Raw genomic sequence first — 25087 nt, 5'->3', positions numbered from 1 at the left:
TTTATGAATTTCGTTTCTGTACGCATCATTACTGACGACGTGGATCGTCTCGTCGAGTTCTATGAGAAAGTGTTGAGGGTAACGGCAGAGCGACCTGCGCCCGTATTTGCCGAACTCGTTGTGCCATCATGCACGCTTGCAATCGGCCACTCCCAGACGACGCATCTTTTCGGCACCGATTCCGTTATGGGTGCTAATAATCGCACTGTCATTATTGAGTTCCGGGTCGACGATGTCGAGGCTGAATATGTGCGCTTGAAGCCATTTGTTGATAATTGGGTAAAGGAACCGACTACGATGCCGTGGGGGAACCGCTCTATGCTGTTCCGTGATCCTGATGGCAACCTTATTAACTTCTTCGAGCCGGTGACCGAGGATGCGATTAAACGATTTAAAGGGAGACATTGACCGGCAATAAAGGAAGGTCTTCAGCGCGCTGAACCATACTATAAGTAGGATTTATAGGCAGATTAATGATACAATAGCGGGATAAGATACCAGCGAGTACGGGAGGATGCGCATGGAAAATAATCCGAATCGAAACAACGAGAACGCTCTATCTAATTCCGATGAAAAGCAAGAAAATGAGACTCACAAATCGTATGAAGACGAGGAGTGGGACTTTGAGACGGAGGATGATGATGAAGATGGGGGTTCATCTGTCACTCGACGAAAATGGATTAGAAATACGATCATATTCCTGCTCGTGGCCGCTCTAGTCGGAAATATATTGGCATTCTGGCCGCAAATCTATAACATGAAGACGCTACCCTTCTTGTTCAAGTCGCAGGAATTATCCAGCCAGGCTGAAATTCAAGGCTACAAAGAAGCAGTTGTCTTAGTCAGCACGGACAAGGGCAAGGGTACCGGTTTCCATATTAACGGCGGCTACATTGTGACGAATTATCACGTTATCGAAGATAACGACTATATCATAGTGAAGTTCCCGGAGCATCGTCAGAGCTATAAAGCGGAGCTGTCGGACAGTGACCCTAATTTGGATATCGCCATACTGAAGGCGGACATTGGCGATCAACAGCTGCCGTTCATTGAAATTGAACGGAACAGCAAGCAATGGGAGCCTGACGAGCATATCTACGTGATTGGCAATCCGCTTTATTTCACCCAAATCGCTACTGAAGGCGCTATAATCGGCTTGATCCCGATCCAAGGCCGTCAAAAGCCGGTCATGGCCCTTAATGCGCCGGTTTATAGCGGCAATAGTGGCTCTCCCGTCATCAATGAGCATGGCAAAGCCATCGCCGTTGTATACGCCACTGCGAATATCCTGCATCAAGAGCAAATGATAGAGGCCGGTTTGGCTGTGCCGATCGCCGACTTGGAGGGCTTGCTGCAAGCATTGCTGCCGTCGGAAGCAGAGTAGGCTTTTACCAGAAAATCGATATTCCCCTGACTCATCAAGAATTGGCCAACATGGTTCTGGAAAAATTAGGGCATATGGACCCTCCGATTTGGTTCTTAGAGCGGATTCTTTTCCAGCAAGGTACATTCTAAAATAGGTTTCAATCAATCATTTTGTGGGATATATTTGCGAGGATGACGCTGTAATCAAGGATATTGCTTGAAAAAGGATGTGAAGTGAAGATGAACAATAAAAATATTTTTTTCGAAGAAGATTTCAAGCTATACTATGGACCGAAAAAAGAAAATGTTCGTGAGCTTGATTTAATCAATCATGAAGAAACGCGGTTGGATAATTTTCAAATTTTACAAGGTGTTGCATATCTATTGAATGATCGGCGAGTTGATGACGCGACCAAATTTTTTTCTGTGCAATCAGGCTGTACTTTAGATGAGGCGATAGAATTTATCCAGAGTACGAATAAAGATAATGATGAAACCTCACCGGTTACTGAAGCAGTGTATTTGGCGGAGCTAAAAGAACAAGTCGATTCGCTTAATGCAAAAGTAGCTCAAAGCAAGGCAGGTTTAATAGCATATTTTACAGGCGCAGCAATCATGCTAGTGGTTCTGTTTGTAATCCTATTTATGAAATAAAGCTGATTAAACCGCTTCAGAGCGCTAAGTAGGAAGGATAGATCTATTCCTCGACCTTCCTTCCGCATGTTATATGTTTCTACTGCACTAAACTATCCAAATCCGGCTGCAATTTTTTCCGCAAAGCATACATCATGATGGCCCCTGTAAGGAACGCGATGGCATCTGCAATGACGAGTGACCAGACTACCCCGTGGAAGCCGTTCATTTGCTTGGCGATAAACAATACAGGAATCAGAGCAACTCCTTGAATAACTGACATAATCAACGCGGCCGTTCCTTGCGCTGTTGCCTGGAAGATCCCTATGAACAATGTGGTCATTCCTGAAATGAATAAGGACAAGAATGTCACATGCAGAATGTAGCTGCCCATTTCGATTAATTGCGGGTCATTTGTAAATAAGCCTATCAAGTGATCGGATATTAGATATACGATGATGCCGAATACGACAGCCAATCCCATAATCGCTTTGATCGTAAATCCAATGGTATGCTTCATGCGTACTTTATTTGCTGTAAATGAGAAGGCAATAAGCGGTACGACTCCTTCGCATAACCCCATCAGAATAAACTCGGGAAATTGTAATAGACGTGATGATATTCCGTAAGCCGCTACGGCTGAATCCCCATATTCAATAAGAAAATGGTTAAAGATGAGCGACATCGCTCCTAAAAAAATGCTCATAATAAAAACGGGAACTCCAATTTTTAATACATTGCTCACAATATCTTTGGTAGCCTTGAACCATTTTATGGAGATGGTTAAAAATTGGCTCTTATATCCCATATGGAAGGCGTAAAATACACTCGCAATCAAATTGGAAATGACCGTAGCAGATGCAACGCCCATCACGTCCCAATGGAATACGAAGATAACAAGCGCATCAAGAATAATATTTACAACAACACTAAGTATCATACCGATCATCGATGTAATGGCAGCACCCTCTGAGCGTACGATATTCTCCAGTGTGAAAAATAATACGACGAATGGTGAACCTATAAGCATAATCAGGACATAGTCTCGCGTAAATCCAAAGGATTCTGGCGTTGCACCTAGACCGTGAACGATAGGATCGATCAACGGGAGGCCAACAGCAATCACAATTAGACCGAGCATCAAACTGCTGTAAAAAGCGAATGAAGAAAGATGCTTTACATCATCAAATTTTTTCTCTCCCAGTAAACGGGAGATGAATGTACCGCTGCCTATACCGATCAAATTGCCGAGTGCCATAATGATTGCGAATAATGGCAAGGTCAGCGCGAGTGCGGTGAGCATGGCGGTATTATGAAGTGTACCAAGGAAATAGGCGTTCAAAATGGAATAGATGACGCTCATTGACGTGCCTAGCATCATCGGTACTGCGAAGTGAGCGACAGCTTTGGCGACAGGTGCTTTTTCAAAAAAATAGAGGTTTTCTGCATTCATGTGGATCACCGCTTTCGATTGTTTATTTTAGAGCCAATCTAACAGTGTTAGTTTGAACCTTACAGTGTTAGATGATATCATGAACTTATAAACGTGTAAAGTATAAACTTACACCGTTAGGTTAAAAGGGTGGGTATCGATGAAAAAACAATTGCCTCAGATTTCGGAGGATAAGATTTTGCAAACTTCCTGGGAGCTTCTGGGCGAGGAAGGGATCGAGAAATTCAGTATGAGAAGATTGGCTAGCCGGCTGGGGATTCAGGCTCCCTCGCTGTACTGGCACTTCAAGAGCAAACAAGATATCTATCAACGTCTGGCCAACCAGGTGTCGAAAATTATTTTGGAGGAGCACCAACCCGCGGGAGATTGGAAGGAGCAATTAAAGGGACTTGCAATAACCGTTCGAAGCGTGCTCGGCCGCTATCCTTGCTCTACGCAGCTTATGATGTCAACGCTGCCTCACGAAACGGATATTATCCGGTTCAACAACCGTATGCTGCTCTGCGTGGAATCGACGCCGCTTGAGCAAGAGCAGAAAATGCAAGTTGTGCTCACACTTATGAATTATGTGTTCAACTTCGTTCTGGACGATTATGAGCACCAGCGCAATGTTTCCGCGATTATTAAGGACCAGGGAGAGGAAGCGCTTCCAGGTGATAAAGTAATTCGCCTTCTGGATTCTATGAGTGAGGCGGATGCGGGATTATTTCGGAGAATGTTCACAAGCGGACTGTTTGAACTGATGGGGACTGATAAGGCGTTTGAGTTTGGCTTGAGGCTAATTCTGCTTGGGATTGAGCAAGTGATAAAGGAGCAGTCAAAGTGACCCCTCGAAAGAGGGGCCCTCAATTAGATCATCATCATTATAGTCTATAGTTAAAAATGGGAATTACGGTCTTGAGGAAGAGATTACGCTAATAGCTTCCTGAATGGTTAACACCATCTCAGTCATCTCGATCATATCTTTCAACCGTACTTTTCCAAGGCTTTCTTCATGTTCTCCTATTAACATGACGTACCGAATTCCTTTAGAAGAGGCTGTTGCAAGTGATTTTTTTAATTTCCGTTTACTTGTGTCTACACTTGTACGAATGCCGCTAGTCCTTAGCTTTGCTGCTAATTTGAGAGCTTCTGCAATAGTATTTCCAATAGGGATGACCGTAACTAAAGCGCCTTGTTGTTGAACAGAGCGATTCTCAAGCATCTCTATTATTGATTCCATTCCAAAAGAAATTCCCACTGTTGGATATTGAAAGTCATCTCTACCGACTAACTGTCCAATTATGGCATCGTATCTTCCACCGCCACCTAAGCTAGAAGTAAATGTTTTGGAAGCATCAAAGATCTCATAAACTGTTCCTGTGTAGAACGATAACCCACGCGACAGAAAAGGGTCAAACTTACAACTCTGCTCCAAACCTAATTTTTGAATGATATTCTGCAGGGACTGAACTTCTTGTGCGCCGCGGCTTTCCTCGATTGCATATTTACTAGATACATTTTCAAATGTTGGATTTTCCAATTGAATTAGATCATTTATGGCATTGGTTACTTGAGAATCCAACCCTTTACTAACGAGTTCTTTTATTGCCGCGTCATTTCCAATTTTCTCAATTTTGTCTAGAGTCAACATGACGGATAGCAATTCAGTCGTTGGTACGCCAATTGACTCAAGAACTTCACTTAAAAAGCGTCTATTGTTCCACTTTAGTAGAATCGGAATCTCCAGCCTTTGGAAAACCTCAACGGCTAGCTGCATTAATTCAGCTTCTGCTTCAGGCCCTGCAATTCCAACTACATCGACATCACACTGTAAAAACTCGCGTAAACGGCCTCGTTTAACAGGTCCATCTCGAAAAACCTTGCCAATTTCATATCTCTTGTAAGGAAATTCAATACCAGGATTTAATGCAATCACCTTTGCAAAAGGAATAGTGAGATCGTATCGCAGTCCAAGTTTCCGTGAGCCTTGATCCGTTAATTGATACATTTCCTTTAAAATTTCGTCGCCACCTGCATATTTAGATGTCAAAAGGTCGAGTTCGTTCAATATTGTGGAGTCCATTGAATCAAAATCATACAGCTCAAAGATTGTTTGAAGTGTGGTTTGAACTTTCCTTCTAAGCACTTGTTGCCTTCCAAAGAAATCATAGGTACCTTTTACATTTTGCACAACAATCATTCCCTTCTTTTTTTGCTAAAATAAAAAAACGCGCCGGACCTCTTGGTCCTGCGCGTTTCATATGCCGCAGGGAGGCCAACGCGAAAAGCGTTAGCCCACCCTGAATTTTTACAGGTGTGCTAACGCCGTTTGTGATGATGAAGTTGACTCAGCTTGTTTCTTTTCATGGTTTTATTCACCTTCAACACTTGATTACCATGATTATAACGAATCACCTTAGCTCACACAAGAGATGTTTCCCAAAAATTCTGTGCGAGCCAAGCGAAAGTTCTGGGAATACCTCTCTTTTCATTGAAGTAACAGCAAGATTCGTTATACTAAAATAACTCTTAAGCAACTTCATTGGGCACAAATTGTTGCGAAGCTAATTATAGCCTCACCTATACTTAAATGCGAGAGGAGGGACTAAGATGGAGTGGCTGGAGCGGATGAACCGAGCAATAGACTACATTGAAGCAAACCTGACTGGGGAGATCGAATTGAGGGAGGTGGCTCGCATGGCCTGCTGTTCGTCGTATCAGTTCCAACGGATGTTCTCATTCATTACGGACGTGACACTGGCAGAGTACATTAGGCGGAGACGACTAACGCTTGCTGCGCTGGAGCTACAGCGTGGCGGGACGGAGAAGGTGATTGATGTAGCGCTAAAATACGGCTATGAATCACCGATTTCGTTCGCTCGGGCGTTCCATGCGCTGCACGGGATCACGCCAGCCATGGCCCGTCAGGAAGGGATTGCGCTCAAAGCCTACCCTCGTCTGTCCTTCCTTAACACGATTAAAGGGGCAGAGGCGATGAACTATCGAATTGAAACGAAGGAATGCTTTGAAGTGTTTGGCATAGAAGGGATATTTCGTGTCGATGGAGGCGGGGAGCCGCCGCAAACGCCGGCGAAGCTATGGGAGCAGAGCCATGCGAACGGAGATGTGAAGCGACTTGAAGCATGTGCAGGTGCTCTGCCTTCGTTCGTTAGCCACGATTTATATCCAGTACAAGCGGTATGCAGCTACCGGAAAACCGAACCAGACACGTTTCCTTACATGCTGTGCGCCTTCAAAGGCGATGGCAGCAATACTGATGGGTACACCTCAATCTGTATTCCCGCGCATACATGGGCGATTTTCTCGTCGGAGCCGCATCCGTGGGACCAGTTCGATAGGACGATCGACTTGCTGTACAAACGCTTTTACACCGAATGGCTGCCGACGTCCGGCTATGAGCAGGCGGACGGTTTGGAGTTCGAAATGAACGGTGAGAAGGATGGCCTCAATTATATCGAACTATGGTTTGCGGTTCGTAAAATGCAATAGCAACCTGCCATAGTAACACATACGTCTCCCAGACAATATAATGGTCTAGAAACCTAAAGAGGTGAACCTATGGCAGTCGTAAAAGCCAGGAATCAAGATATCAATATGTTGGCGAGGCTGCTTCGAGCTGAAGCTGAGGCTGAGGGAGAAATGGGGATGCTCCTTGTTGGAAATGTCGGCATTAATCGAATACGAGCGAATTGCTCTGACTTTAAAGGCATTCGGACCATTCCCCAAATGATCAACCAGCCCCATGCATTCGAAGCACTGCAGCATGGAATGTATTATCAAAATGCAAGAGAGAGGGAACGCCGTTTAGCGCGACGGGCAGTGAATGGCGAACGTAACTGGCCAGCCAAATTCTCCCTCTGGTATTTCCGTCCAGGTTCTTACGAAAGTCCAGGTCCATGTCCGCCAACTTGGTACGGTCAGCCGTTTGTGGGACGCTGGAAGAAGCATTGTTTTTATGAACCGACTGCGGAAGAATGTGAAAATGTATACAATACGTTCTAGCGAATTGCCAGGTAAATAAACAAGAGCACGCCTTTGAGGAGGAGTGCTCTTATTCGCATTTGGATCGTTGTCCGTCGGGGAATTTATTTTTTCTTGGGAGATGATTTTGTTAGATCTGCAATCTCTTGAGCAAACTCTGCTTGAACCTCATTAGGAGCAATTTTTTGATTTTTTGGCGTTTGAGGCAAGGAGCTTTTGTTTTTACTGTGGCCTTGGTTATTGTTTCTTCCCATATTGAACACTCCATTCTTACATAAAGGATTAGCTTATTGTGCCGTATAGCCGCCGTCAATTAAAAGGGAGCAGCCAGTTACGAACTCATTTTCACATAAAAATACGATGCCATGAGCGATTTCCTCTGGTTGACCAAGGCGGCCGATCGGGTGTCTGGCAACTAGCCCGTCATAGAAATCTCCTAGCGCTTCCTTGTTGACCATACCAGATTCCACATATCCAGGACATACCGCGTTTACTCGAATATTTTGATCGGCATATTCTAGAGCTAGTGATTTCGTTAAAATGTTAACCGCACCTTTACTCGCATTATATGCGAAAGCACCTGCCTCACCTACATGCCCTAAAATCGACGCAGTATTAACAATCGAACCTCCACCAGTTTTCAGCATTTCACGAATGGCATATTTTGCACCAAAAAAGACACCGTTTTGGTTGATCGAAATAACTTTATTATACTCCTCGAACGTGAGCTCATGGGTTTTGGCAAGTACACCAATTCCTGCGTTGTTGACCATAATATCTACGCGACCGAAACGTTTAACGGTTTCACTGACAAGGTTTTCAACAGACTTTTCTTCAGCCGCATTCACGTAGATGAATGTCGGATTGGAACTGCCTTTGCTCAGGTCCTGTTCGACTGCTTTTCCAGCTTGTTCATTATAATCAGCGATTACAACTTTTGCACCCTTATCTAAAAAAGCTTTAACTGTCGCTAAGCCAATACCTGAAGCCCCGCCAGTAACAATTGCGACTTTATCTGTTAAATTAAACATGCTCAAGCTCCTTTCTTTATTTCAATGGTTAGTATGCTTTTGTTCCCTCTTATTATTCAATTGCTGAGAATTGGACATTAGTCTCATTGCCCAAAAAGTAGCTTCGTATGTAAAATAATAGAAGTAAGCCATTGTTGAAATAGATACGTTTTAACGAGCTAACGAAACCAGCTGAGGGGAACATGCGGAAGGCGGGACACAATGAACGAACAACAAAAAGAAGCAATAGAAGAGATGAAAACAGCCATTTACAAATGGTTTGACGAGCAGGAAGAACGAGTTGAGAGAGATGGACTGGGCAAGCGCACACCACTGCAAATAGGGATCTTTAGCTTTATTCTGCTCGATTATCGACCGGGAAGGACTACGGTTGATGGTTCGAAAGCTATGGGCAGTGCCTCAGGTAAAAAGTCGATGAAGGTCTCACCCTTTACCAAGGAGCAAATATTGCAGGAGGTTCAGCCGCTGCTGGCGGATATTATAAAGGAAAGGCTGGACAAGCTGGAAGCTTCACCGCTGATCGACTACAGGCTTACCTTTCAGGGAAGGTTCGCAACGATGGACGGGCCTGTAGAATTAACCGTGCTTGAATTGGTGTATGAGGAGAAGAAGCGGCGGCTTTTGGAGCAGATACAGCTCTATATTGAGAACAAGCTGGAGAAGGGCTCTAACGCGACAAAAAGGCTGGAAACCTTCTTTTTGTCGCGTCATCTGCTCGATCCACATTTGTTCCCAGAAATCGAAGCTGCAAAGGTTATCGCTAGTTTTGACCGAATTCAGGAGTTGAATAAAGGAGCAGTCGAGGCTCTTGCGGAGCATCGAAGAGATATGATTTGGGCTTTGACTCAGTGGGTCGAGAATGAATTTTTGCCGCAGTATTGTGTTATCACCCGTAACGACTACAGGGCAGATGAATATACGATCAAGCCGGGTGCTGTACTGGAAAACAAGGATGAGCCAAGCCAGCCTGTCGATCTTCTACTTTACTGCGCGGTCATGATTATTCGCTTCGAGCCGAACTACAGCAAATCTAAAGGGCAAACTTTTTTGCAGCTGGCGAAGCAGCTTGGCAGCGATAAAGCCGCACGCATGCTGAAGAAGGGCAGCGACAGCTTCTCGAATGACGAAGTCCATATGCGCCGTGAGCTGGTTGAATGCAAGGCTAACGATGTTTTTTCTCTCTTTACGATCCATATTCGCAAGGAAGCAGCAGCAGCGTACGAGCTGTCGATTTCGTTTATTCTTTCCTTGCTTCGCAAGGACTTCCCAAAAAGCTATAAAATCAAGCTGAAATCGAGTAGTAGAGAGTATTTGCCTATTAAGGGACTTGCCAGATCAGATACGCATCGTTTCTTTGCAAATGCGTTGGCTTATTCCGAGCTGCACCCATTATTGGAGGAATACGCACGTGAGGCAATGGTAGAGTTTGAGTGGTACGAGGATGGGGATGATGAAAAAAGTGTAATGCCGGGCAGCTATGCGGTGTTCGGGCTGGGGCTAGCGTCTGAGCGGTATTTTCCGCTTGTTGAAGATTATATGAATCTTGTGGACGATGAGCATCAGCTTGTTCATGATAAATTCACAGCTGTTTTTGCCGAAACCTATGGCATAACAGCGAGCTCGATCCCCACCTTAATCGCCTGTCTGCTCCGCTCCCACGATTCGCTGAAGCTGAAGCTTCAGACGGAGCTGGAAAGCGAGGACAAGCTGTTGCTGCTGGTGCAGCAAATAGAGACGCTTTCTGATGATGAGACCGAGCGCGTATTGTACCCGATCTGGGGTAATACTGAGAAGCTGGCCTCATTAGCGCGCAAAGCACAGCAGCCGCGCAAGGAGCTGCTGCTTCGTTTACTTAAGGCGGTCGGTATGGAGTTTCCATAATACAGGTAAAAAGTAGGTTGTTTCATCACAAGCGAGCACTATAATGGAAACAAGAACCAATATAATTGAGAAATACGTATTATTAGTTAGTGACATATGCATCAATTCAGCGAAATGGAGTGGTAAGGGAGAATGGAGAGCGAACGCGTGCTGCAACAAAATTTAGACGAAAAAAGTGAATTTCAACGATTATTTCAAATGTATCTGCTGTTTGAGGAGCAAGTGGAGCGGCCAAATGCGGAGGTCATCCGTACTGCGTTAGAAGCCCGTTGCGGGAAAACGGACACTGTTTCGGCAGCCGATGCATTGTCTTCCTTTGCGATCGAGGCCTATAAAGTAACCTATCAGGACGGGGAGATGCCTGCCCAGGTGATGATGGCGGACGTTACTCCATTTCAATCGGATACGATTACGGACCTGGAGCGTACTCAGTTCTGGACGATGCCGGATGCAGAGAACGTTTTGCAAAGATGCCGCTATAAGCTGATGATCAGCGACTTCATGGCTGCGGGACTGGACTATAAATCGCGCTGCGACTTGTTGGCGGATTGGCTTGAGACTGCTGTAAGCCTGTTTCCGAGCTGCTGCGCAATCTGGATTCCATCGAGCGGGAAGCTGATGCATACAGCTGAAATTATCGAGAATCCTTATGAAGGAGCTGCTCGCTTCTTGCAGTTTGGCTTGAATATCCGCTTCTTTACTATTCATGGGACGGATGACAGCTTGATCGACTCGCTTGGACTTTTTGCGCTCGGGCTTCCAGATGTCCAGTATCATTTTCATACATTGGACCCGAACGACGTGTCACGGCATGCATTTAGTGTCGCGGCCTACTTGTTTGAAGCGGAGGTGCCAGTAAGAGACGGCGAAACAATTGCCGGCTTGCTTGACGGGGAAATGGCACCGGACGTGCATTGGCCTTGCAGATTCGAAATGGCTTTAATCCAGCCTTCAAGAGAAGTAATGGATATCTGTCCGGGCGAATATGCAGCGGGAGAACGAGAATAAATCCCACCGATGTATGAATGGATTACGATAAGACGAAAAGGGGGAAACCAAAATGGAGACGATCAAGCGCATGGCGGAGCACATGTACTGGGCGGACGAACGCATTCTGGACGCACTCGAGGAGAGTGGGACGAAGAACAAGGACCTTTTGAAGCTGGTTCGGCACATTGCAGTCGCGGAACAAGTCTGGCTGTCCCGATTACAAGGCAAAGGCAGCACGCAATATTCGTTGTGGGAGGAAGCAGAAGACCTGTCAGAGGTTCGGATAATGTTCAAGGAAAACGCCGAGCAATATCGCGTTTATATCGAAGAGCTAGAGGAATCCAAGCTGGACGAGATAATCGACTATGCAAACCAGAGCGGAGTTCCGTTCCAGACGTCTGTCCGCGACATCCTGCTGCAGGTCCTCTTGCATGGGCAATATCACCGAGGACAGATCAACCGGGCACTTCGGGCTGAATCGGCGGAGCCCGTCCAAGTCGATTACATTACATTTGCGAGACTTTAATAGGGCCTTGACTTGGTTGAATCAGGGCCTGCTCCGTTCGAAATGCCCCTAAACGGGGCATTTCGAATTATTGGGGCGTAAAATACAATAACTATAAGCAGGTGACACGGAGTTCCCTATTAGCTCTGTTTCGGCATTTTGCTTTGATCCATGTACAGCAGATTCCAACGATGGCCGTCCAGATCGGCAAATCCTGCGCCGTACATCCAACCGTCAATTTCACTTGGCCTGCTAAAGATGCTGCCTCCGGCAAGCTCTACTTTTTGAATAAAGGCATCTACTTCTTCTCTGCTTTCAGCACCTATGGAAAATATAACTTCTGCATCTAGGGAAGTATCTGTAGCTTTTGACCCTGTAAATTTCTCAAATGCCGCCACAGGGAACAGCAAAATGGCTGTCTCGCCTATGACAAGTCTGGCTCGCTCATTTCCAACGCTCGCCGCATGGAGTCCAACTTCATTGAAAAAGGCAGTTGACCGCACTACATCTTTGACCGGCAAATTAATCCAAATCTCTTGGGACATAACTATGCCTCCTGGAATTTATTTTCAACTACCTTTACTATACTCTACTCCATGCAGCAAAAGCGAATGTTATAAAGATTGCTGTCGTGCATGCTATTTTGACTGCTTTTTCGCTAGCTTTGATTCATGAACATCATCGTTGAAATGCCTTTTTGGCGCTGTGGCGCAGGTACCTTTAACATACCGATGTCGACTAAATGTTTAAGCACGTAGCTACTCATCGTTCCGGAAGCCATGCTGTTCTGCGACCAATAACGTACATATTTATGCGCATGCTCTGGCTGGCCGTCAAGATTCAATAGATAGACAGCCTGATCTAATTTCGATGCGGCTTCTTTAATTCGTTCAGAAGGTTGCGGAAGCAACGCATGCAGACGTTCTCCAGTTTGCTTATCTTTACAATAAACAATATTGACTTCAGGGCCAGCTTCCGTGTGCAGTAAATACTGCTTGTCAAAAAGACGTCGATAGGCATCGAGGTTCGTATGGTTTTGTGGTAAATCTCCATTGATTACATGCATCAGGCTGACGTAATCTGAGCCTAGATTGTCTCTCCAACCGCCTTCCCTGCCACACCACCACGTATCGACTTGCCATGCCTTTAGTGACAGTTCATCGATATTTCGGTTCATAAAGCCGCAAACATGATATAAATTGCGATCAAAGCTAACGTCAAACTCTCTGTCGATCGTAGCATAGGCTGCGTAATGGCCGCCATCTTTGCGGCTAATCGACACCTCTTCATGCTTCACCTTATCCAGTTCAGTAAAGGCCAGATGCTTGCTTGCATAGGGGATGAGGCTCCACAGAAGCAGGTGGATATCTCCGTCCGGGATATAAACTCCAGTTCCTTTGAATGCATCATCCATCAAGAAAAAGCTCTTGAAATAATGCTCAACCGCAATCTCGGCATACTCTTCGAACAAACGGTGAAGCGCCTCACTTTTTGTTTGGGATGGATCTTCGATATACATATTGGTACGATATTTACCGCCCGGTAGTTGATCCAAAAAACCGTATTCCTCAAGCACTTCAACCTCATCTTCAGCATATACAGGCGAAATACCGAGTTCTTCGCCGATTTGCTTAACCGTAAGCGGCTTGTGATAAGCAGAATAAGCGATGTTTTGTCTGATGGCCGTCGCCAGAAAGTCGGAAGTATCTCCTTTGCTGCCCGGGGATCCACTATGCCCTAAGCTTGACATGCGGATCGGATTGATGCCAAGATTGCCAATCGATCGGATTGTATTCATCTTGTGTTTCAGCTCCTTTTTCGCTTCGAATAAGTGCCATTTGACCGTGCCGCCGGAAAGCCTCATTACAGCCGCAATTTCGCTAATTTTCATGCCGTCGTAATAGTACTTGATTACGATTTCCCGTTGCTGGTGAGATAAAAAAGCGATTTCCCTGCGCAGCGCACCAGCTGTTTCTTGACGGATGATCTCGTCGAAGTCCTCTTCCTTGGAAATCAGCTCGTTGTCATCTATCCGCAGCTGGCTGGATGCTTTCACTTTTTCATCGACATACTTCGCCCACACATAATGCGCAATCTTAAAGACGTAGCTATTCAGATCAAGAAACTCCGTCTTTTTGAGAAGCGTTTGGTAAACCTCCAGCGTAATTCTCCCCGCCAGTTCCTCGGCTTCGGCGATATTGCCCGTTCTGTTCAAAGCAAATCCGTACAATGGCTTAATGTAATCCTGAATTACACGGTCGGCTTGTTGTTTATCCATGACGTAACTCCTTCTTTTCAATGGCACTCACCTAAATACTGCAACGAAAACGAAAAAGGTTGGGCAGATAAGGAAAAAATTTTTGCTAAGAATCCACTTTTAAAACTATATATCATATTCTTGAGCCAAGGCCAGGACCCTTCTTTGAACAGTCATTCTTCAAAGCCTTCTAATACGATCTTACCGAGCATACTACCGGACAAACTTTTGCGAAATGCTTCCTTCATATTATCTGGATTAATGGGTGCCAAACGCTCCTTTAATGTTGTTCGTATTTTCCCGGAGTCCACCAAATGAGACACCTCATTAAGCAATCGGTGCTGCTCAATCATATCATCCGTCTGAAACAGCGAGCGAGTGAACATTAGTTCCCAAACATACGTCACGCTTTTTGCAAAGAAAGCGCCAAGATCAACCGGTTGTTCGAATGGCAGGATCGAGCAGATTTTACCTTGCGGCAAAATTACTTTCTTCATCTCATCCAAATGCTGATCCGGACTATTTAATACGAAAATATAATTGACGCCATGCAGGCCAAGCTTTTTAAGTTGAGGTTCTAGCGGTTGTCGATGATCGATAACATGATCCGCACCATTTTCCTTGGTCCATTCAATTGATTCTGGGCGTGATGCTGTCGCGATGACCTGTAGTCCGGCAAGCTTGGCCAGCTGAGTAGCAATCGATCCAACACCTCCGGCAGCACCAATGATCAAAATACTTTTACCTTTGTTATCGGACGGATTATTGGATATTCCCAAGCGGTCATATAAGCCTTCCCATGCTGTGATCGTTGTTAACGGTAGCGCAGCTGCTTCTGCGTAATTAAGTGTTTGCGGCTTTCTGCCGACAATTCGTTCATCGACCAAATGAAACTCGCTGAACCCGCCTGGTCGAATGTTGCTGCCAGAATAATAAACTTGATCGCCAACCTTAAACAGGTTGCAATCGGGTCCGGTCGCAACCACGACACCTGCTACGTCTCGACCTGCTATCGTTAAAGAAGAATCTTCAGGATTTTTAGCCATATGCGAGCGCCAATCCGTTGGATTGACAGATACTGCCTTCACTTCCACGAGCAGATCTCTGCCCGACGCTTGAGGTCTCTCAACTTTAACCTCTTCAAATGCTGGTACTCCATCCTTTGGTTTATAGTACCCAATCGCTTTCATCATCGCTTGCTTTGTCATTTTCTTTTCATCCTTTCATATTCATTTCAATATAAGCTTTATTACCATGGGAGCTGATTGTCCATATAGAAGAATCCGCCTGTCGGGCCGTCATTAGGCAGGGTAGCGAGTCGTACTGCTGTTTTCGCGCCCTCTTCCACCGACAGCTCTGCGTTTTCACCACCCATTTGCGTTCTGACCAGGCCAGGATGGGCTGCATTTATCTTTAAATGGGTATCCTTCCATTTTTGCGCCCAATATACGGTCAGCATGTTCAGAGCGGCTTTGGAAGCAGAGTATGCTGGTGTAGCTAATTTCTGCACCTGTTCATTCGTTTCCATAAAACCGATGGACCCTAAAGCGCTGCTTTGGTTTACGATTCTTCCAGCATCACTTTTAAGCAGTAGCGGCAGCAACGCTTCTGTGATGAAGAATGGCGCGAAGGTGTTTACTTCAAATGAGTCCCGTAAAAAACCCCCGTCATAGCCGTGAGCGCCAACCAGAATTCCAGCGTTGTTCACCAGAATATCCAATCGACCATACTCCTCATTAATAAAACTGGCCAATTCTGCAATATGAGCGGCATTCGTGACCTCCAACTGCACACCAATGGCTTGAATACCTTCGTTATGCAGCTTGCTCGCTGATTCATCTGCGGCTGCCTTCGTGCGTGCGCCAAGTAATACCGTGATCCCTTGCTGTCCAAGCTGTCTAGCGACCTCGAAACCGATTCCTTTATTTGCTCCTGTTACAAGCGCGACCTTGATTGACATAGACATGATCCTCCTTGTTATATACTTCCATCCACAATTTGAGAACGATCGTTCTAATTAAGTGAAAAAAAATTAATCACCCTTCTAAAAATTTTATCGATGTATTTGCTATTCGATGAAGCTTTTCTTTGGCTACCGAGGTTCTTGTCATTACCCTTAATCCGACCCAAACATTGTGCACGTATTCCGCCAATTCATCGGCGTCGTAATCGCTGGAGAATTCACCGTCTCGCTGGCCCCAAAGTATAATTTCCTTGAGTTGCTGTTCTGCTACTGTAAACATCTTAGTGAATTTCAAATCAACGTCAGCATCGCGCGCCGCCAGCTCCACTGCTGAATTTACCATCAAACAGCCGGGGGGTGAGTCTGCTTGCCCATCAATCATGAAGTTAAAAATAAACAGCAGCGCTTCCTTCGCTGTTTTGGAACGTTTCACTCCAGCTGCAAGAGCGGCGTTGATTTTCTCATTAAAGCGATCCATTGCTTTTAAATACAATGTATGTTTATCGCCAAATGTGTCATACAAACTTCTTCGATGAATTCCCATGAACTCGACCAGATCGGTCATGGATGTCTTCTCGTAGCCTTGTTCCCAGAAAAGTCTCATCGCTTTATCTAGAACTGCGTTCTCATCAAACTCCTTGCTTCTCGCCATGCTATTTCCCTCCTGTAGTTCAATATAGCATATTGAGAACGATCAGTAAAGAATAAGGAACGGGTTAAACAAAATATATTGACTTCTTCATATAAGGGAGGGCCGATGATTTTGCGAGCGTTCATTCGTCTAATAGAATAGCAAGCAAATTTTAAAGCGAATGGAGAATGAGCAATGAGAGATCGAGTATTTATTTGGGTGGAAATTCCTGTATCGGACATGGGGCGAGCGAAAGCATTTTATGAGCATATTTTAGCAATGGAGATGCAATCGATGCAGATGGGGGATGAGGAGTACGCTTTTTTCCCGGCTAAGGAGGAGCAGAACGGAGGACTTTTGGTCAAGGGGCCAAATCATACACCTTCTCCAGATGGAGTTACGGTCTATATCGACGGAAGGCCTGATCTGGATATTATTCTTTCGAAGGTTTCTGAAGCGGGTGGTCAAGTGGTTATGGCTAAAACCTACTTAGGCGATCACGCTGGGTATGTAGGCATGTTTATAGACAGCGAAGGGAACCGCATCGGCCTTCAGCATTTATAAAACAATCAATTTGATTTGTTTCAAGCGATCGAATAAATACAATTATCACTGAAGCCCGAGCAAAAAAGTCCCGAATGCATTACGAAATGTAAGCATTCGGGTTTTTTAAGCTTTAAATAGAAAAAGGACACGTTTTTTCTTTACATTGATGGTAAGTCTAGGCATAATTCGTATTATTAATCAATGTATAGGCAGGATCATCAAAAAGCTAATAGGGGGAAGCTTGATGCAAAGGCGAGTAACGGCTATGTTTTTGTGGATCAATTATTTTTTGTTAGGGCTAAGCTTTATATTTTATATTATTCTGTTGCGTGCACCTCACGCATTTTTGGCTGGAGCTGCTGTCGGACTTATTGTATACGGCGGATGTTACGGATTGATCAGAATTGGATGTATAAGGTTTGTAAGGGGATTGCTGCTTGCAGTGTTTTTTTCCATAATTGCTTTTGTATTGTACGCAGCATGGTATGTTTTGCAAAAGCTTTTACTGTAACGATACCAAAATAAATATGGCGGGGGGCACTTGTACAAAGGAAAAAGCCCCATTAAAATAGATTTGTTATAGTAATGCGGAACGAAATCGGAACATTATTGGCTTTATCTCGAAATAATGGATGAGTTTGCGCTGCATGAGAAATATTATAGGCAGGTGAACCTCGATAAGCTGAGCGATTTACGAAAAATACCGAATTATCGGGATAAAAAAATGAACTCCTTCGACCACTTTTAACGTATAACCTTTGGCAGTAAAGAAAAGATTATCTACATAATGCTGCAAGCCTAGTATCGCACTAATTAATGAGGTGAGAATTCAAGATGGATTCAATTTGGTTGGAGTACGCATGGGCGTTACTGATTCTTATCGGTTTGGAAGGTTTGCTGTCTGCGGATAATGCGCTTGTGTTGGCGGTCATCGCAAAGCACTTGCCGGATGATCAGAAGAAGAGAGCCATTAACTACGGGATTATTATGGCTTTTGTTTTTCGCTTTGCCGCGCTGTTTGCAATCTCATTTATTGCAAATGTATGGCAAATTCAGGCGATTGGAGCGGCTTACCTGCTTTATCTCGGGATAAACCATATCGTAAAAGCTCGTTTCGGTAAGAAAAATGAGAAAAATCAAGAGGAAACGAAAAAGGAAGCTGCAGGGAAAGGGTTCTGGCCAACTGTTGGGAAAATCGCGATTGCGGACCTTGCCTTTGCGATTGATTCCATTCTTGCAGCAGTAGCCTTGGCGCTTGGTCTGCCGGATTCGCCGCTTGGCAATTTTGGCGGAATGGACGGAGGCAAATTCCTCGTTGTTCTAATTGGAGGCATCGCCGGTCTTGTGCTAATCAAATTCGCGGCTACTTGGTTCGTTAAGCTGCTTTCACAGCGTCCTGCTCTTGAGACGACTGCTTATGCAATCGTAGCGTGGGTCGGCGTAAAGCTGGCCGTCATTACATTGGCTCACGAAGACATCGGTGTGCTGGAGCATCATTTTCCACATAGCACAGCCTGGACACTAATATTCTATGGGGTACTGGTTGCGATTGCTCTGCTTGGCTGGTTCGCGCCATCGAATAAAAAACAGGTTGAAAAGACCTGAAATATATCTGGCTAAAACAGCTCTTGCCTCAGACGGCGAGGGCTGTTTTACATAAGTGGCTGTGAAATCATAAAATGATGTGAATTTAACAGGATTAATAGATTTACTTTCGAATCATTTGTATTCTAATCCAGGTGTATTTTTACGTGATACGGGAAAGACCTTTAACAGATAGAAATGTAAAGTTGAAACAGCAGCCCTGGTTCTCAATAGATGAGAACCGGGGCTGCTGTTTTTTTATAGAAGTATCGCTTAGTTATATATCGCTCTTGAGTAGTACATCTTATATTTCGTGTTAATAAACATTACATAAAATACTAGTAAAATTCAGTTAATTAAAATTTATGTTAGCGAATCACAAAATTTATCATTATTCATGTGAATTAATCTACTAAAAATTTAAAGACTATTGACCAATTTGATAGATTGGTATTATATTTCATTACATTAATTTATAGTATATAAGTTTCTATGCATAATATGAAGGAGCTGAGCCATTTTGATTAATCTAAAGGATGCATTTAAGTCTACCACGCGCAATGTCACCTCTTCTTCCTCTCCCTCTGAACGATCACACACAAAATTAAACTGGAGCAAAAAGAAAGCACTAGCTGCAACGCTGGCATTATCAGTTGTAATGACCGGAGTGCTTCCGTTTCAGTCTGCCAATGCGTTAACCAATCTCACCTCTGAAAGCGGAACAGTATGGGAGTTTCACGACTCCTTTGCTCCGAATCTGGATACAGGCAGCTTGCGCAGAATTGTATCAACGCAAGCACAAGGTTTCGGTAATATTTTTGTCCAGGTATCCTCTACCCCAGAACCAATAATGAATGGGCAAATGATGCGAGGCTTTGGCCTGGAATTTGATAATGTGAATTCCTTTAATACAACGCAATCTGTAAATTTAGGCGAAGTACTCATTACACGTAATATTTATTTCGATAGTACGCATAACAAAACGAGATTTTTTGATAGCTTCACCAACACAACCGGCGCTGCTGTAACGGTAGACGTATCATTTGGCGGCTCTTTAGGCTATGGTACAGGAGAATATGCAAGCCAAGTCAAGGCCACCTCCTCAGAGGATTTAACGATTACACCCGAGGATTCCTGGGTGCTGATAGGCAATAACCGAGAGGGTGATTTGCCTGTAGGAATTGTTTTAGGCTCATCTGCTCCATTTGAAGGCGCCCTAACCGGTACCGGCAACCAGCAAAAAAATCCGTTCACGACGCCTTTAGCGACTTCCGGCAATGATGCAAACTTTTATGGCTTCATTCACAGCTTGACGATTGAGCCGGGTGAAACGAAATCGCTTGCTCGCTATGTCCTTGTTGGGCAAACAGGTGAAGCAGGAGTAGCCAGCACCGTTACTGCTCTGGGTGAATTAACGACTCAGCCAGATGTAACCAATTTGAGCGAGGCGCAAATTTGTACGATCAGCAACTGGGATTTGTCTGCCATTGCAGGCGTGGATGTGGACGCATGTGAAGCAGTAACACGTCTTGATATTCCGGCAGCACCTGCATTGCCTAAACTTGTAACCTCTTCTCCATATGATGTGATCAATAAATCGATTGCTGAAATGCAAGCAGATATGGAGAAGGGCATTACGACCTCTGAACAAATTACACGTGCTTATTTAGATCGAATTACAGCCTATGATTTAGGGCAATTAGGCTTTCATTCCTTTCTCCATGTGTCCGAATCTGCCATCGAGCAAGCTAAAGCAGCCGATCTCGCTCGTCGAGAAGGCCGTACTGGCGAGCTGCTAGGCATCCCAATTGCCATTAAAGATATTTATGACACGAAGGACATGCCAACGACTGGCGGCAGTAGAGCTCTTGAAGGCTGGCAGCCCAAATCCGATGCTTACCAAGTAGAGAAGCTGAGAGAAGCCGGCGCAGTTATTATTGGCAAGGTCAACACGTCTGAGTTTGCGAATAGCGGAAGCTTCAGTGAAAGCGGATGGATGCAAACATGGAATGCGCTATATCCGTCTAAAACATCATTTGGTTCAAGCGGCGGATCTGCAGTATCTGTTTCGGCAAACTTTGCAGCAGCGGCTATGGGTTCGCAAACAGGGGTATCTCTTTATGCACCAAGCGTAGGAGCGAGCCTTACAACGTTCCGCGGCACAGATGGCATGGCTAGTACACGCGGCGTCATGCCTTTAACATGGGGACAAGACTATGCGGGCCCAATCGCCCGTACTGTAACTGACCTGGCCTATCTATTAAATGCAACTACCGGCACTGATCCGCTTGATATGCTAACAGTCGATGCAGATGCGAAACGTCCTGCTGATTGGACCGAGGCGCTACAGCTTGATGCCCTGCAAGGCAAGCGAATTGGTTATATTCCTTCTTCCTTTGTATCTTCATTTGCTGATGACGGTACAGGACAAGCTGTAATGGATAAATTCTCTGAGCTAGAGGCTGCTGGAGCAACTATGGTCGAAATGAGCGCCCCGCCAAGTGCGCCTCAGCGACCTAGCGGTATAAATGGTTCAACGGAAGGCTGGGCTCGTTATATTGAGCTACATGATGATTTCCCTTATGAAAATGGCGATCGGCTTCTGGCTTCTGATAAGGTACTTTCATATAACCAAAGAAACTACACTGAGCGTCCACGCATGACGGAAAGCGAGGTACAAGCCTATATTGAATACAGAACAGCATACAAAGAGGTGATTAAGCAATGGATGGACGAGTATGACGTAGATAGCGTCGTCTATGCTGGCTTCATAAGCGATGTGTACAATAATGATGGCGCAACAAGCCAACTAAGCTCTGATCGTGCGACTGGCGTCTTGACCTCTAATGTAGGATTGCCAACTGTAGTTGTTCCTGTCGGTGTTAGTCCAAGCGGCTATTCAATCGCTATGCAGCTAGTAGGGCGAGCATGGGATGATGCCAATATTTTAGGCATGGGGTATGCGCTAGAACAACAAACAAAGGCAAGATTGCTTACACAATTTGCGCCTGCACTAACCTATGTAGACGGTTCTGCGCCTACTAATCCGGGCGGCGGCAATGGAGGCGGCACGACACCTCCACCAAGCGGCGGCAACAATGGAGGCGGTTCTACACCACCGCCAAGTGGCGGCGATAACAATGGTGGACCTACCACTCCACCGGGGGACGATGCAACGGAAACACCTCAAGATGAGCAGGACCCAACAGAAGAGATTAGCTTTACCGATACAGAAGGACACTGGGCTAAAGCCAACATTGATCTGCTGATCTCAAAAGGCTTATTAAGCGGCTATCCAGATGGAAGCTTCCGTCCAGACCATAGCCTGACTCGTGCAGAATCGATTAAAGTGATTGCAACCTATCTGGGCTTGGAGGGCCAGGCAAGCAGCTTTACTGATGTTCCTGCAAGCCACTGGGCAAGCTCATATATCGGCGCGGCTTTCCAATCCGGTTTAATGCAAGGCTATAGCGACGGCTCATTCCGACCAAACGATATGATTAGCCGTGCAGAGCTGGCTGCTCTCATGACTAGAGCATTTAAATTGGAGGGGAATGGCGCAGCTTCCTTCAAAGATGTAAGTACAAGCGCATGGTCATATGCGTATATTGATGCACTGGCTGCGCATGAAATTGTAACAGGCTATGCGGATGGAACGTTCAAGCCTAACCAAGCAATTACTAGGGCAGAGTTTGCTACAATTATGACTCGACTGCTGCAAGCTTTGCAATAGGATGCATTCGATGTTACAGCTATTAGCTTAAGTCATACGAAGGGTGTACAGGTGGTCAGCGAAAACTGACAATCTCTACACCCTTCTTCTTGCTTGCCGCCGCTCAATTTTTATTGTCCTGCGCGCGGCCGACAAAGCTCGCGCAGATGCGAGCTGATGATCCGCTCAATCGTTTCAGGTGTATACTGCTCCGGGCGAAGCAATGCAAGGATGTTCAAGCCTTCGACGACTGCGGCTAATCTAAGCTTTTCAAGCTCGATATCTATTGACGGGAGAAGCAGCTCCGCATCAGCGAGCAGGCCGAGAACCGTTTTAGTCAGGTGGTGAAGTCCGTCCGTAAGCTCGTTCATTTTTGCCTGCAGGGCTGAGCTTGTGAGCGAACGAATGGCAAATACCCACCAGACGCTGATTGCCGTTCGTTTTTCCGAATTCATAGGCAGCAGCTCTAACAGCACTTCCTTTGCGGCTTTCAACGGGATATGGCTAATTTCCAGTCCTTCTGCATTCTGTGCTGCTCTTGTCAGGTAGTAATCCACGATAAACAGCAGCAGCTCATCCTGCGTCGAAAAATAATGGCGCAACGCGCCCGGCGACAATTTTGCTGCAGCGGCAACGGCACGAATAGAAGCATGCTCAATCCCTTTTGTTTCGATAATATGCCAAGCCGATTCGGCAATCAGTCTCCTTTTTTGTTCGTGGTCCACGATTTTAGGCAAGGTACACACCTCTTGTTTTATTTAGTACACTGTATTAAAATAAATAGCACAGTGTGTTATTTTGATTTTTATATTGTTATAACGTATCGTGGCTGCCACGTCAATGGCGCTGCATCTTATTGCGACAACGGGAGGGATTTTCGTGCAAAGCTACTCCGATGGATTTCGCTTTCATGCGACCTGTTACATTTGCAAAAACGAGTTTATAGTGTTCGAAGGAACTCAGGCATACGACTATGTAAAGCGGGACCGGCAAGGCATGCATTGCTGCGAGGATTGCAAGTATAGAATTGAGCTTGAAGCACGCCTGCAGCTCGGTCGACGCTTGCTGACTTAAAAAAGCTATTGTAAAAATTCATGCTCGTAAATCGCCTTTACCCTATCCAGTACATGCTGTGCCTGATTCTGAAACTTTAATTCCGCAACCTGACCCTTTAATAAAAATACGCCGCTCTTAGTTCGCTGTTTTCCAAGAGCACCTTCATACAGCAGACTCGCCCCTTTAGTTGGCGGGGGGAAGAACAGCTTCATCAATGGCTTGACCAATAAAGGCAGACCGGAATTTTTCCCTTTTCTTAGCGTATTGTTGCCGCCTGGATCTACACTGCGGATTTTGATGTCATCCTTGGCAAGCTGCGGTGCGATGGCCTGAGACCATAGCGACAGCGCCAGCTTGGAGGTGGCATACGGGCCAATCAGCTTGCGGAACGTTTTAGGCCGCTCCAAAATTTCAATGCTCAATTCCTTCGTAAATTTGATGGCTGAGGTTGAGGTGTTAATTACCGTTTTTAAGCTGCCGTTTTTAAGGAGCTCCTTTAATTCCATCAATACAATATACGGCACTACCGTCATTACCTCGTAATGCTTCTCTCGCCCTTGCTTTGAATAACTTAGCTCTGGAAAGCTGCCGCCAGCGTTGTTAAACAAAATATCAATCTGATGCTCGTTGGATTTGATCTGCTGCAGCGCTCTTCTCAAGCCCCCGTAATCCGCGAGGTCGGTCACTTTATAAATGCGCAGCTGACTGCTTTTGCGCGCTTTTTCGATGCTTGCATCGTCTGCCGGAAACTCCGAACGATTCAAAGCAACTACCTGCCAGCCTTCCGCCAGCAGTTTCCGTGCTAACTCCAGGCCGATCCCGGCGTTTGCACCAGTAATTAATGCGGTATATTTAGGTTGTGATCTGTTCATTGTCTCTCACTCCTTCTGAAACAGGGATATTTCCCTGGATGCGCTCATTGTAAAACTTGGAGTCGACTCCAAGTCAAGGAGTGGAGAATGAGGCTTGGCTTATTGGAGAACAGTTTGACTTGGAGCCAGCTCCAAGATGTATAATGCATAATAAAATATGTTTGGGGGGACGAGAATGAAGGCGGAGCAAACCTTTACGATCAAGCAAGCAGCAGAGCAAAGCGGCATTTCCGAGGACACGATTCGTTACTATGAAAAGATCGCGTTGCTGCCCCGAGCGGAGCGCAAGGAAAACGGCCATCGCATTTATCGACAGGAGGACATCCAAACACTCCAATTGATTTCCTGCCTGAAAAAGACGGGGATGCCGCTGGAGGAAATGCGGCCGTTTTTGACGGTTACCGCCGATGCTGATCCCGCAGAATATCCTGAATTGGTGGAGCGTCTAAAGAAGCACCGGGAAAATATCGTCAGCCAAATTGACTCGCTGCAGCAGGTCGTTGACTTTATCGATATGAAGCTGGAAGCGGGAAGGTACCGTCGTCCGGATGATTCGTGCAGCACGAAGAAAGAGTCGCAAGAAAAGCCGCCTGCCTCGACTGCGCAGAACAATTATTTTTAAGC

25 protein-coding genes are annotated in these 25087 nt (G+C 45.4%); 14 read left to right on the top strand and 11 right to left on the bottom strand.

The genetic code is table 11. The features are described from left to right. The first annotated feature begins 3 nt into the window (after positions 1–3). From KJS52_RS19820 to KJS52_RS19810, 3 genes are all read left to right on the top strand, one after another. On the top strand, positions 4–408 hold the full coding sequence (locus KJS52_RS19820; protein ID WP_213518668.1) for a VOC family protein: 405 nt from the start codon (positions 4–6) through the stop codon (positions 406–408). Positions 409–520: 112 nt separating this feature from the next. Next, positions 521–1384 (top strand): S1 family peptidase, encoded by an 864-nt coding sequence (locus KJS52_RS19815; protein ID WP_213518666.1) that lies wholly within the window; start codon positions 521–523, stop codon positions 1382–1384. Between the two features lie 221 nt (positions 1385–1605). Beyond that, on the top strand, positions 1606–2019 hold the full coding sequence (locus KJS52_RS19810) for a hypothetical protein (RefSeq protein ID WP_213518664.1): 414 nt from the start codon (positions 1606–1608) through the stop codon (positions 2017–2019). 79 nt (positions 2020–2098) lie between these two features. Here the strand turns inward: KJS52_RS19810 and KJS52_RS19805 are convergent, their stop codons facing one another. Next, the gene (locus tag KJS52_RS19805; protein WP_213518662.1) at positions 2099–3451 is read right to left on the bottom strand and encodes an MATE family efflux transporter; all 1353 of its coding nucleotides are present in this window, start codon (positions 3449–3451) and stop codon (positions 2099–2101) included. Positions 3452–3590: 139 nt separating this feature from the next. Between KJS52_RS19805 and KJS52_RS19800 the strand changes: the two genes are divergently transcribed. After that, positions 3591–4277, top strand: a complete 687-nt coding sequence (locus KJS52_RS19800) for a TetR/AcrR family transcriptional regulator C-terminal domain-containing protein (RefSeq protein WP_213518660.1) — start codon at positions 3591–3593, stop codon at positions 4275–4277. 63 nt (positions 4278–4340) lie between these two features. Here the strand turns inward: KJS52_RS19800 and KJS52_RS19795 are convergent, their stop codons facing one another. Then, positions 4341–5633: a histidine--tRNA ligase gene (locus KJS52_RS19795; RefSeq protein ID WP_246563782.1), complete on the bottom strand. Its 1293-nt coding sequence runs from the start codon at positions 5631–5633 to the stop codon at positions 4341–4343. A gap of 410 nt (positions 5634–6043) precedes the next feature. Here KJS52_RS19795 and KJS52_RS19790 point away from each other — a divergent pair, with 410 nt between their 5' ends. Next, complete coding sequence (locus KJS52_RS19790; protein ID WP_213518658.1) at positions 6044–6943, top strand: AraC family transcriptional regulator; 900 nt, start codon at positions 6044–6046, stop codon at positions 6941–6943. Between the two features lie 69 nt (positions 6944–7012). After that, a complete protein-coding gene (locus KJS52_RS19785) occupies positions 7013–7456 on the top strand; it encodes a cell wall hydrolase (protein ID WP_213518656.1) in 444 nt (147 codons plus the stop codon). Positions 7457–7539: 83 nt separating this feature from the next. Here KJS52_RS19785 and KJS52_RS19780 read toward each other — a convergent pair whose 3' ends face one another. Both KJS52_RS19780 and KJS52_RS19775 read right to left on the bottom strand, forming a co-directional pair. Further along, complete coding sequence (locus KJS52_RS19780) at positions 7540–7689, bottom strand: YfhD family protein (protein ID WP_213518654.1); 150 nt, start codon at positions 7687–7689, stop codon at positions 7540–7542. 33 nt (positions 7690–7722) lie between these two features. Further along, positions 7723–8466, bottom strand: a complete 744-nt coding sequence (locus tag KJS52_RS19775; RefSeq protein WP_213518652.1) for an SDR family NAD(P)-dependent oxidoreductase — start codon at positions 8464–8466, stop codon at positions 7723–7725. 201 nt (positions 8467–8667) lie between these two features. On the opposite strand from KJS52_RS19775, the gene KJS52_RS19770 reads away from it, so the two are divergent. The 3 genes from KJS52_RS19770 to KJS52_RS19760 all read left to right on the top strand — a co-directional run bounded on the left by KJS52_RS19770 (position 8668) and on the right by KJS52_RS19760 (position 11863). Continuing rightward, a complete protein-coding gene (locus KJS52_RS19770; RefSeq protein ID WP_213518650.1) occupies positions 8668–10347 on the top strand; it encodes a DUF6138 family protein in 1680 nt (559 codons plus the stop codon). A 147-nt stretch (positions 10348–10494) separates the two neighbouring features. Further along, positions 10495–11355 carry a DUF4261 domain-containing protein gene (locus KJS52_RS19765; protein WP_213518648.1) on the top strand — a complete coding sequence of 287 codons (861 nt, stop codon included), beginning with the start codon at positions 10495–10497 and terminating at the stop codon, positions 11353–11355. Between the two features lie 52 nt (positions 11356–11407). Then, positions 11408–11863 carry a DinB family protein gene (locus KJS52_RS19760; RefSeq protein ID WP_213518641.1) on the top strand — a complete coding sequence of 152 codons (456 nt, stop codon included), beginning with the start codon at positions 11408–11410 and terminating at the stop codon, positions 11861–11863. Positions 11864–11982: 119 nt separating this feature from the next. Here KJS52_RS19760 and KJS52_RS19755 read toward each other — a convergent pair whose 3' ends face one another. From KJS52_RS19755 to KJS52_RS19735, 5 genes are all read right to left on the bottom strand, one after another. Then, positions 11983–12387, bottom strand: a complete 405-nt coding sequence (locus KJS52_RS19755) for a VOC family protein (RefSeq protein ID WP_213518639.1) — start codon at positions 12385–12387, stop codon at positions 11983–11985. A 113-nt stretch (positions 12388–12500) separates the two neighbouring features. Further along, the gene (locus KJS52_RS19750) at positions 12501–14120 is read right to left on the bottom strand and encodes an RNA polymerase sigma factor (protein WP_213518637.1); all 1620 of its coding nucleotides are present in this window, start codon (positions 14118–14120) and stop codon (positions 12501–12503) included. A gap of 152 nt (positions 14121–14272) precedes the next feature. Continuing rightward, the gene (locus KJS52_RS19745) at positions 14273–15307 is read right to left on the bottom strand and encodes a zinc-binding alcohol dehydrogenase family protein (protein WP_213518636.1); all 1035 of its coding nucleotides are present in this window, start codon (positions 15305–15307) and stop codon (positions 14273–14275) included. A gap of 41 nt (positions 15308–15348) precedes the next feature. Continuing rightward, positions 15349–16059 (bottom strand): SDR family oxidoreductase, encoded by a 711-nt coding sequence (locus tag KJS52_RS19740; RefSeq protein WP_213518634.1) that lies wholly within the window; start codon positions 16057–16059, stop codon positions 15349–15351. Positions 16060–16135: 76 nt separating this feature from the next. Continuing rightward, complete coding sequence (locus tag KJS52_RS19735) at positions 16136–16714, bottom strand: TetR/AcrR family transcriptional regulator (RefSeq protein WP_213518632.1); 579 nt, start codon at positions 16712–16714, stop codon at positions 16136–16138. A gap of 174 nt (positions 16715–16888) precedes the next feature. Here KJS52_RS19735 and KJS52_RS19730 point away from each other — a divergent pair, with 174 nt between their 5' ends. From KJS52_RS19730 to KJS52_RS19720, 3 genes are all read left to right on the top strand, one after another. Next, positions 16889–17257, top strand: coding sequence for a VOC family protein (locus KJS52_RS19730; protein ID WP_213518630.1), 369 nt, complete (start codon positions 16889–16891; stop codon positions 17255–17257). An 816-nt stretch (positions 17258–18073) separates the two neighbouring features. Further along, positions 18074–18844, top strand: coding sequence for a TerC family protein (locus tag KJS52_RS19725; RefSeq protein ID WP_213518628.1), 771 nt, complete (start codon positions 18074–18076; stop codon positions 18842–18844). Positions 18845–19343: 499 nt separating this feature from the next. Beyond that, entirely contained in the window at positions 19344–22556 is a 3213-nt protein-coding gene (locus KJS52_RS19720; RefSeq protein WP_246563781.1) for an amidase family protein, read from the top strand. Positions 22557–22666: 110 nt separating this feature from the next. On the opposite strand, the gene KJS52_RS19715 is transcribed toward KJS52_RS19720, so the two are convergent. Next, positions 22667–23272 (bottom strand): TetR/AcrR family transcriptional regulator, encoded by a 606-nt coding sequence (locus KJS52_RS19715; RefSeq protein ID WP_213518626.1) that lies wholly within the window; start codon positions 23270–23272, stop codon positions 22667–22669. Between the two features lie 88 nt (positions 23273–23360). On the opposite strand from KJS52_RS19715, the gene KJS52_RS19710 reads away from it, so the two are divergent. After that, positions 23361–23609, top strand: coding sequence for a hypothetical protein (locus tag KJS52_RS19710; protein ID WP_246563779.1), 249 nt, complete (start codon positions 23361–23363; stop codon positions 23607–23609). A gap of 5 nt (positions 23610–23614) precedes the next feature. Here the strand turns inward: KJS52_RS19710 and KJS52_RS19705 are convergent, their stop codons facing one another. After that, complete coding sequence (locus tag KJS52_RS19705) at positions 23615–24463, bottom strand: SDR family NAD(P)-dependent oxidoreductase (protein ID WP_213518623.1); 849 nt, start codon at positions 24461–24463, stop codon at positions 23615–23617. Positions 24464–24638: 175 nt separating this feature from the next. On the opposite strand from KJS52_RS19705, the gene KJS52_RS19700 reads away from it, so the two are divergent. Then, the gene (locus tag KJS52_RS19700; RefSeq protein WP_213518621.1) at positions 24639–25085 is read left to right on the top strand and encodes a MerR family transcriptional regulator; all 447 of its coding nucleotides are present in this window, start codon (positions 24639–24641) and stop codon (positions 25083–25085) included. Positions 25086–25087: the final 2 nt, after the last annotated feature.

Source organism: Paenibacillus montaniterrae (assembly GCF_018403185.1).
Classification (GTDB): Bacteria; Bacillota; Bacilli; order Paenibacillales; family Paenibacillaceae; genus Pristimantibacillus; species Pristimantibacillus montaniterrae.
The sequence above is the reverse complement of the archived record's forward strand: the minus strand, read 5'-3'. Positions and strand labels throughout refer to the sequence as shown.

Excerpts from the sequence above, each read along its gene's own strand:
- KJS52_RS19820 (WP_213518668.1), top strand. The coding sequence starts at position 4 with ATGAATTTCGTTTCTGTACGCATCATTACTGACGACGTGGATCGTCTC.
- KJS52_RS19815 (WP_213518666.1), top strand. The coding sequence starts at position 521 with ATGGAAAATAATCCGAATCGAAACAACGAGAACGCTCTATCTAATTCC.
- KJS52_RS19810 (WP_213518664.1), top strand. The coding sequence starts at position 1,606 with ATGAACAATAAAAATATTTTTTTCGAAGAAGATTTCAAGCTATACTAT.
- KJS52_RS19805 (WP_213518662.1), bottom strand. The coding sequence starts at position 3,451 with ATGAATGCAGAAAACCTCTATTTTTTTGAAAAAGCACCTGTCGCCAAA.
- KJS52_RS19800 (WP_213518660.1), top strand. The coding sequence starts at position 3,591 with ATGAAAAAACAATTGCCTCAGATTTCGGAGGATAAGATTTTGCAAACT.
- KJS52_RS19795 (WP_246563782.1), bottom strand. The coding sequence starts at position 5,633 with ATGATTGTTGTGCAAAATGTAAAAGGTACCTATGATTTCTTTGGAAGG.
- KJS52_RS19790 (WP_213518658.1), top strand. The coding sequence starts at position 6,044 with ATGGAGTGGCTGGAGCGGATGAACCGAGCAATAGACTACATTGAAGCA.
- KJS52_RS19785 (WP_213518656.1), top strand. The coding sequence starts at position 7,013 with ATGGCAGTCGTAAAAGCCAGGAATCAAGATATCAATATGTTGGCGAGG.
- KJS52_RS19780 (WP_213518654.1), bottom strand. The coding sequence starts at position 7,689 with ATGGGAAGAAACAATAACCAAGGCCACAGTAAAAACAAAAGCTCCTTG.
- KJS52_RS19775 (WP_213518652.1), bottom strand. The coding sequence starts at position 8,466 with ATGTTTAATTTAACAGATAAAGTCGCAATTGTTACTGGCGGGGCTTCA.
- KJS52_RS19770 (WP_213518650.1), top strand. The coding sequence starts at position 8,668 with ATGAACGAACAACAAAAAGAAGCAATAGAAGAGATGAAAACAGCCATT.
- KJS52_RS19760 (WP_213518641.1), top strand. The coding sequence starts at position 11,408 with ATGGAGACGATCAAGCGCATGGCGGAGCACATGTACTGGGCGGACGAA.
- KJS52_RS19755 (WP_213518639.1), bottom strand. The coding sequence starts at position 12,387 with ATGTCCCAAGAGATTTGGATTAATTTGCCGGTCAAAGATGTAGTGCGG.
- KJS52_RS19750 (WP_213518637.1), bottom strand. The coding sequence starts at position 14,120 with ATGGATAAACAACAAGCCGACCGTGTAATTCAGGATTACATTAAGCCA.
- KJS52_RS19745 (WP_213518636.1), bottom strand. The coding sequence starts at position 15,307 with ATGACAAAGCAAGCGATGATGAAAGCGATTGGGTACTATAAACCAAAG.
- KJS52_RS19740 (WP_213518634.1), bottom strand. The coding sequence starts at position 16,059 with ATGTCAATCAAGGTCGCGCTTGTAACAGGAGCAAATAAAGGAATCGGT.
- KJS52_RS19735 (WP_213518632.1), bottom strand. The coding sequence starts at position 16,714 with ATGGCGAGAAGCAAGGAGTTTGATGAGAACGCAGTTCTAGATAAAGCG.
- KJS52_RS19730 (WP_213518630.1), top strand. The coding sequence starts at position 16,889 with ATGAGAGATCGAGTATTTATTTGGGTGGAAATTCCTGTATCGGACATG.
- KJS52_RS19725 (WP_213518628.1), top strand. The coding sequence starts at position 18,074 with ATGGATTCAATTTGGTTGGAGTACGCATGGGCGTTACTGATTCTTATC.
- KJS52_RS19705 (WP_213518623.1), bottom strand. The coding sequence starts at position 24,463 with ATGAACAGATCACAACCTAAATATACCGCATTAATTACTGGTGCAAAC.
- KJS52_RS19700 (WP_213518621.1), top strand. The coding sequence starts at position 24,639 with ATGAAGGCGGAGCAAACCTTTACGATCAAGCAAGCAGCAGAGCAAAGC.